Source organism: Arhodomonas sp. KWT, from assembly GCF_010993615.1.
This window is the reverse complement of sequence record NZ_WNXE01000024.1, coordinates 22304-29364: the sequence shown is the minus strand read 5'-3', so window position 1 is coordinate 29364 and position 7061 is coordinate 22304. Positions and strand designations below refer to the sequence as shown.

General features: G+C 72.3%; 8 protein-coding genes. All 8 read left to right on the top strand.

Annotated features, from left to right (window positions below; translation table 11 throughout):
• The coding region (locus G7A99_RS06765; protein WP_205599758.1) for an inorganic diphosphatase at window positions 1–201 on the top strand (201 nt) is incomplete at its 5' end.
• Window positions 202–571: 370 nt separating this feature from the next.
• Window positions 572–895 carry a hypothetical protein gene (locus G7A99_RS06760; RefSeq protein ID WP_018719579.1) on the top strand — a complete coding sequence of 108 codons (324 nt, stop codon included), beginning with the start codon at window positions 572–574 and terminating at the stop codon, window positions 893–895.
• 24 nt (window positions 896–919) lie between these two features.
• Window positions 920–1801: a 50S ribosomal protein L11 methyltransferase gene (gene prmA / locus G7A99_RS06755; protein ID WP_018719580.1), complete on the top strand. Its 882-nt coding sequence runs from the start codon at window positions 920–922 to the stop codon at window positions 1799–1801.
• Entirely contained in the window at window positions 1801–2553 is a 753-nt protein-coding gene (locus tag G7A99_RS06750; RefSeq protein WP_163139279.1) for a DUF3426 domain-containing protein, read from the top strand. The genes prmA and G7A99_RS06750 overlap by 1 nt, the downstream gene beginning before the upstream one ends.
• A 112-nt stretch (window positions 2554–2665) precedes the next feature.
• The gene (fis, locus tag G7A99_RS06745) at window positions 2666–2965 is read left to right on the top strand and encodes a DNA-binding transcriptional regulator Fis (RefSeq protein WP_040409677.1); all 300 of its coding nucleotides are present in this window, start codon (window positions 2666–2668) and stop codon (window positions 2963–2965) included.
• An 88-nt stretch (window positions 2966–3053) separates the two neighbouring features.
• Window positions 3054–4640, top strand: coding sequence for a bifunctional phosphoribosylaminoimidazolecarboxamide formyltransferase/IMP cyclohydrolase (purH, locus tag G7A99_RS06740; RefSeq protein ID WP_040409678.1), 1587 nt, complete (start codon window positions 3054–3056; stop codon window positions 4638–4640).
• 10 nt (window positions 4641–4650) lie between these two features.
• Window positions 4651–5955, top strand: a complete 1305-nt coding sequence (gene purD, locus G7A99_RS06735) for a phosphoribosylamine--glycine ligase (RefSeq protein WP_018719584.1) — start codon at window positions 4651–4653, stop codon at window positions 5953–5955.
• Between the two features lie 181 nt (window positions 5956–6136).
• On the top strand, window positions 6137–7061 hold a 925-nt coding region (locus tag G7A99_RS06730), incomplete at its 3' end, for a YegS/Rv2252/BmrU family lipid kinase (protein ID WP_163139278.1).

The following is a 7061-nucleotide window of genomic DNA, read 5'->3' as shown; positions in this document are numbered from 1 at the left end:
GTTTCCAAGCTCACGCCGATGTATGACAACGTCAAGGCCGCGGAGGACCTGCCGCCCGTGATCCTCGACCAGATCGCCCACTTCTTCGAGCACTACAAGGACCTGGAGAAGGGCAAGTGGGTGCGCATCGACGGCTGGAAGGGCGTCGACGCCGCGCATGCGGAGATCAACGACGCGGTCTCCCGCTACCAGAAGGGCTGACGCCCGGGACCTCCGGCGCGGCGCCCGCCGCGCCGGATACCAGCCGGGCCACCGGGTCCGGAGGCACGGCCGCAACGGCCGCCGCGGCGCCGTCGCCCATGCGGGAATGTGCCCGGCTTGCGGTCGCCACCGCATCGCCATCCCTGACGACCACCCGATGTCCCTCGGCGGGACCGTCCGCGAGCCGACCCGGCGTGTCCGGCACCGGCGGCGCCCGTTACCGTGCATGGTTCACGTTTGGTGTCTACTGTGTGGGTGTTGAACGGGGTATCCGCCGGGGATTGGATTGCGGGCGATCACGGCCTATAATCCGCCGATCTTTCGCTCGGTGCGTACGCCATCGCATGGCTCGGTTGTCGTAGGGGGGCATATGGGCTCGGCCATGACCGTGGACCGCCTGGAGGACGAGAACCGCCGTTACGACGGCCGGGGCGGCGTTAGCGCCGAGAACCGCGGGGCGGGGTTCGCCCCCGCCTTCCTCGACCGGGCCACCGGGCGCGTGCACCGCTCGTGCCTTGCCGATGGGCGGCCCGCCCCCTGTCACTGTCTCGACGGCCTGCCGGAGACGCTGGTCACCGCCCGTGACCTCGGCGGCCGCGTGACCGCGGTGCGCCCCGGCGTGATCGCCGGTTTCGTGCGCGACGGGGCCTTCTATACCCGCGAGCAGGCTGCGCGCGCCCTCGCCGCCGGCTGATCGCCCGACCACGGTGGGGCCACCATGGCCTGGATCGAGATCTCCTTCGAGCTGCCCCGCGAGCGTTTCGGACTGGCCGAGGCCGTGCTCGAGGCCGCGGGGGCGCTGTCCGTTACCGGGCGTGACCCGGGGGACGAGCCGGTGCTCGAGCCCGCTCCCGGCGAACAGCGACTGTGGTCGCGGGTGCGCGTCACCGGCCTGTTCGACGCCGACGTCGACCCGGCGGCGGTCCGAGCAAGCGCCCGCGAGGCCCTGGGTGCGGAGCCGGCGGAATGGCACGTCGGCAGCCTCGAGGACCGCGCCTGGGAGCGGGCGTGGATGGACGATTACCGTCCCATGCGCTTCGGCGAGCGGCTCTGGGTGGTGCCCTCCCATGAGGCCCCTCCGGATCCGGACGCCCTGAACCTTCGCCTGGATCCCGGTCTCGCCTTTGGCACCGGCACCCATCCCACCACCGCCCTGTGCCTGGAGGCCCTGGACGCCCGGCCCCCGGTGGGTGAGCGGGTGCTGGACTACGGCTGTGGCTCCGGCGTGCTCGCCATTGCCGCACTGCTGCTCGGCGCCCGGGAGGCGGAGGGCGTCGACAACGACCCGCAGGCACTGGTGGCCACCCGCGAGAACGCCCGCGCCAACGGCGTGGCGGAGCGGCTCGCCGTGCGCGATCACACCGGCGAGCCCCCGGCGCCGGCGGACTGCGTGGTGGCGAACATCCTCTCTGGGGTGCTTATCGAGCTCGCGCCGGTGCTGGTGCGCTGCTGCCGTCCCGGTGGCCGGCTGGTGCTCTCGGGGGTGCTTGCCGGGCAGGCCGCATCGGTGGCCGAGGCCTTCCGCCCCGAGGTCACCCTGGAGGTCTCCGCACCCAGGGACGGCTGGGTCCGCCTGGAGGGCAAGCGGGGGCCCGGGTGATGCCACCGGCGCCCAGACACGCCCGCTGCCCGGAGTGCGGCACGCTCTTCCGGGTCACCCTGGCCCAGTCCGGCGCCGCCGGCGGCCGATGCCGCTGCGGTGTCTGCGGTGCGGTTTTCGATGTCCGCACCCATACCGAGGATCTCCCCGGCGATACGCCCGACCTCCGCGCCGAACCGGCGCTGGGGGAGCTGGGGGGGACCCCGGTGCCGGACGCGCCGCCTCCCCGGGAGCGTATGGCCCCCGCCGCGGACTGGCTGGAACCCGGTCCGGGCGAGGAGGAACCGGTACACCGGCGCTGGCCCTGGTGGCTTGCCGCCGTGGTGCTCCTGCTCGCTATTGCGGGGCAGCTCACCTGGTTCAATCGCCAGGCCCTGCTGGGCAATCCCCTGGTGCGGGACTGGGCGGTGGCGGCCTGCGAGGTGGCGGGCTGTACCGTCCCCCTGCCGCGTCGTCCGGCGGCCGTGCGGGTGGACGAGCGGGCCCTGCGGGCGTCGCCGAACGGTGACCGCCTGCGTTTCACCGCGCAAATCGCGAATACCGCCCCGACCCCCATCGAGTGGCCGCAGATGCGCCTGCGCCTGACCGCGCTCAACGGTCAGATCCTCGCCGAGCGCGGCTTCGAGGCGACGGACTACCTGGACCGGACCCCGCCCGGGACGGGGATGCCCCCCGGGGAGACAGTGGACGTGTCGGTGGAGATCGACGCGCCCCAGCCCCCGGCCCAGGGCTTCGAGGTCTTCTTCCGCTAACGTCGCGCTCGCCCTCTACGGGAGGTGGCGCGACCGGTCGGCGGGTTAGTATTATCACCTATTTCGGCGCCGCGGGCGGCGGTCGATACCAACGCGACGGGCAGATAACGACATGGCAGAGCAACAGGCCAGGCAGGACGAAGGGACCAGGGAGCAGTCGAAGGATCCGCAGCGTCGGGGTGTCGGGCCGATACGCTCTTGCGTGCGCGAGTCGCTGGAGGACTATTTCCGCCAGCTCGACGGCTATCCGGGCAGCGGGCTGTACAAGATGGTGCTCACCGAGATGGAGGTGCCGCTGCTCGAGGTGGTGATGCGCGAGTGCGGTGGCAACCAGACCCGCGCCTCGGAGATCCTGGGCATCAATCGCGGCACCCTGCGCAAGAAGCTCCAGTACTACGGCATCGAGGACTGAGACGCCCGCGTGTCGCCGCGCACCGCAGGGCCGGGCAGTTCCGCTATAATGGCGCCCCCTTGAGGCAGCCAGCGAAGGAAACAGCCCGATGCCAGCAGCCGCACAGTTGAGGCCGGTCCGGCGGGCGCTGATCAGCGTCTCCGACAAGACCGGGATCACCGATTTCGCCCGGGCCCTGCACGAGCGGGGTGTGGAGATCCTCTCCACCGGCGGGACCGCGCGGACCCTCGCCGAGGCCGGTGTTCCGGTGGTCGAGGTCTCCGGGCACACTGGTTTCCCGGAGATCATGGCGGGCCGGGTGAAGACCCTGCACCCGCGGGTGCACGGCGGGCTGCTGGGACGGCGCGGGGTCGACGACGCGGTGATGGACGAGCACGGCATTGCGCCCATCGACCTGCTGGCGGTCAATCTCTATCCCTTCGAGCAGACCGTCGCCCGGGCGGACTGCACGCTGGCCGATGCTATCGAGAACATCGATATCGGCGGCCCCGCGATGATCCGCGCCGCGGCCAAGAACCACGACGGCGTGACCGTGGTCACCGATGCCGGCGACTATCCGGCGGTGCTCTCCGAGCTGGACGCCGGCGGTATCACCGCCGGGACGCGCTTCCGCCTCGCGGTGGCCGCCTTCGAGCACACCGCCCATTACGACGGCGCCATCGCCGAGTACCTGGGCCGGCGCACCGGCGACGGTGATACGCCGGCGGACTTCCCCGACACCCTCAACCCGCAGTTCCGTCTGGTGCAGACCATGCGCTACGGCGAGAATCCGCACCAGCGCGCCGCGTTCTACCGCGAGCCGGCGGCACAGGGCGCGTCGGTGGCCACCGCCAGCCAGCTCCAGGGCAAGGCGCTGTCGTTCAACAACATCGCCGATACCGACGCCGCGCTGGAGTGCGTGCGCGGTTTCGAGGTCCCGGCCTGCGTGATCGTCAAGCACGCCAACCCCTGTGGCGTCGCCGTGGCCGAGGACCTCCTCACCGCCTACGAGCGCGCCTTCGCCACCGACCCGACGTCCTCGTTCGGCGGCATCATCGCCTTCAACCGGACCCTGGACCGCGCCACCGCGGAGGCGATCGTGGATCGCCAGTTCGTGGAGGTGATCGTCGCCCCGGCGGTGGCGGACGGCGTGGCCGAGGCGGTGGCCCGGAAGAAGAACGTGCGCCTGCTCGTCACCGGCGCCCTGGACGAGGGCGCCGACGGCGGGCGGCTCGACTACAAGCGCGTGCGCGGCGGGCTGCTGGTGCAGGATGCCGACCATGAGCTGCTGCCCGCCGGCGCGGCGCCGCGGGTGGTGACGCAGCGTGCCCCGGAGGCGGGTGAGCGCGCCGACCTGCTCTTCGTCTGGGCCGTGGCCCGGCACGTGAAGTCCAACGCCATCGTCTACGGCGGCGCCGGGCGGACGCTCGGCATCGGCGCCGGGCAGATGAGCCGGGTGGACAGCGCCCGTATCGGCGTGCGCAAGGCGTCGGACGCCGGCCTCTCGCTGGACGGCTCGGTGCTCGCCTCGGACGCCTTCTTCCCCTTCCGCGACGGCGTCGACCAGGCCGCCGGGGCCGGCGTGCGGGCGATCATCCAGCCCGGCGGCTCGATCCGCGACGAGGAAGTGATCGCCGCCGCGGACGAGCACGGCATCGCCATGCTGTTCACCGGCATGCGGCATTTCCGGCACTGAGGAGCAGCCCATGAAGGTACTCGTGATCGGCGGGGGCGGACGTGAGCACGCCCTGGCATGGCGGTTCGCCCGCTCCGAACGCGTCAGCGACGTCTACGTCGCCCCCGGCAATGCGGGCACCCGGCGTGAGCCGGGCGTGCACAACGTGGCCGTCGGTGCGGAGGACATCACCGCACTGGTGGACTTCGCCCGTAACTTCGCCATCGACCTCACTGTGGTCGGTCCGGAGGTGCCGCTGACCATGGGCGTGGTCGACGCGTTCCGGGCCGCCGGCCTGCGCTGCCTCGGCCCGGACCGCGCGGCCGCTGAGCTCGAGGGCTCCAAGGCCTTCGCCAAGGCGTTCCTGGAGCGGCACCGTATCCCCACCGCCGGCTACCGGGTGTTCGACGACCTCGGTGAGGCCCGGGACTATATCCGCGAGCACGGCGCACCGCTGGTGGTTAAGGCCGACGGCCTCGCCGCCGGCAAGGGCGTGACCGTGGCGATGACCGTGGACGAGGCGCTGCAGGCCGCCGAGGGCATGCTCGGCGGCAACGCCTTCGGCGACGCGGGCGAGCGTATCGTCGTCGAGGACTTCCTCCAGGGCGAGGAGGCCAGCTTCATCGCCCTCGTGGACGGCAATAACGTCCTGCCGCTCGCCTCCAGCCAGGACCACAAGGCCCGGGACGACGGCGATACCGGCCCCAATACCGGCGGCATGGGCGCCTACAGTCCGGCCCCCATCGTCACCGGGGCGGTGCACGAGCGCATCCTCGAGGAGATCGTGCGCCCCACGGTGCGCGGCCTTGCCGCCGAGGGCCGGCCGTACACGGGGTTCCTCTACGCCGGCGTAATGATCGACCCGGACGGCGAGCCGCGGGTACTGGAGTTCAACGTGCGTCTTGGCGACCCGGAGACCCAGCCCATCCTCATGCGCCTGCGCTCGGATCTGCCGGCGCTCTGCGATGCCGCCCTGGACGGGTGCCTCGCGGAGGTCGGGGCGGAATGGGATCCGCGTCCGTGCCTGGGTGTGGTGATGGCCGCCGGCGGCTATCCGGGCGCCTACGGCAAGGGTGACGTCATCACCGGTCTGCCGGAGAGCGAGAGCGGGGACGTGAAGGTCTTCCATGCCGGCACCAGCGACGACGACGCCGGCGAGGTCGTGACCATGGGCGGGCGCGTTCTCTGCGTCTGCGCCCTCGGCAGCGATATCGCCGAGGCCCGGAACCGGGCCTACGAGCAGGTGGAGCGCATCCACTGGGACGGTGTCTACTACCGCCGGGACATCGGCCATCGGGCCGTCGCCCGTCTCAGGGGCGGCACCCCGGACTCCTAGTCGATCACCGCTCCGGGGCGGTGCCCGTGCGGCGTATCGACGGGCACTCGTGCCCCGGCCCGTGTCGTCAGACGCAGGACGCGTACTGTACGGCCCGCCGGCGGGGCGGGGTTTGGTGATATGGGCCGGTCGACGGACTGACACCGTCGCCGCCCGGTGGCGAGGGGCCCGGAGGGCGCGCATGTTGGAGACCCAGTCCCAGCCGCACCGCGGCGAGCCGCGCCGGCGACTGGCGGTGTTCGCGAACGCCGCGGCCGGGCGCGCCGGCGGCCCGCTGGACGCGGCGCTGGCGGTCTTCGAGCGTTGCGGCGTCGAGTATCGCTGCCACTGGCCCGCCAATGGCGATGCGTTGCGCGCGGGTATTGCCGCCGTCGCCGCCACCGTGGATGCGGTGGTCGTCGCCGGCGGGGACGGCACCGTCAACGCCGCCCTCGGTGCCCTGGCCGGCGGCACCACGCCGCTGGCGGTGCTGCCGCTGGGCACCGCCAACGACCTTGCCCGGACCCTGGGCATCCCGTTCGATCCTGCTGGTGCCGCCGCCATCGCGGTGGATGGTTCCGTCCACCGCATCGATCTGGGTCGGGTCAACGGCCGTTATTTCTGCAACGTCGCCCACATCGGGCTGGGCGTGCGTGCCCGGAACGAAGGCCTGGGCGAGGGCGACAAGCGCCGCTGGCGCGCGCTGAGCTACCCGGTGGCACTGCTGCGTACAGCGGGCCGGCTACGCTCGTTCCGGCTGGAAGTCGAGGTCGATGGCCGCACCGAGCGCCTGCGTGCGCTGCATTTCGCCGTGGGCAACGGCCGTTACTACGGTGGCGGCGTGCCAGTGCAGGCCGAGGCCGGCATCGACGACGGTCTGCTGGATGCCTACTGCGTCCCGCCCCAGGGGCGGCTGGGCCTGCTCCGGGCCGCCTGGGATGTCTGGCGCGGCGGAGTGGCCGGCAGCCCGGTCTGGCGTGCGCAGGCGCAGGTGCTGACTGTCCGCACCCGACGACACCGGCGGATCCTCGCCGATGGCGAGATCATTGCGTACACCCCCGCGACGTTCGAGGTCTGTCCGGGCGAGCTCCCGGTGGTCATCGACCCGGGCAGCGGCGACGCCGCCG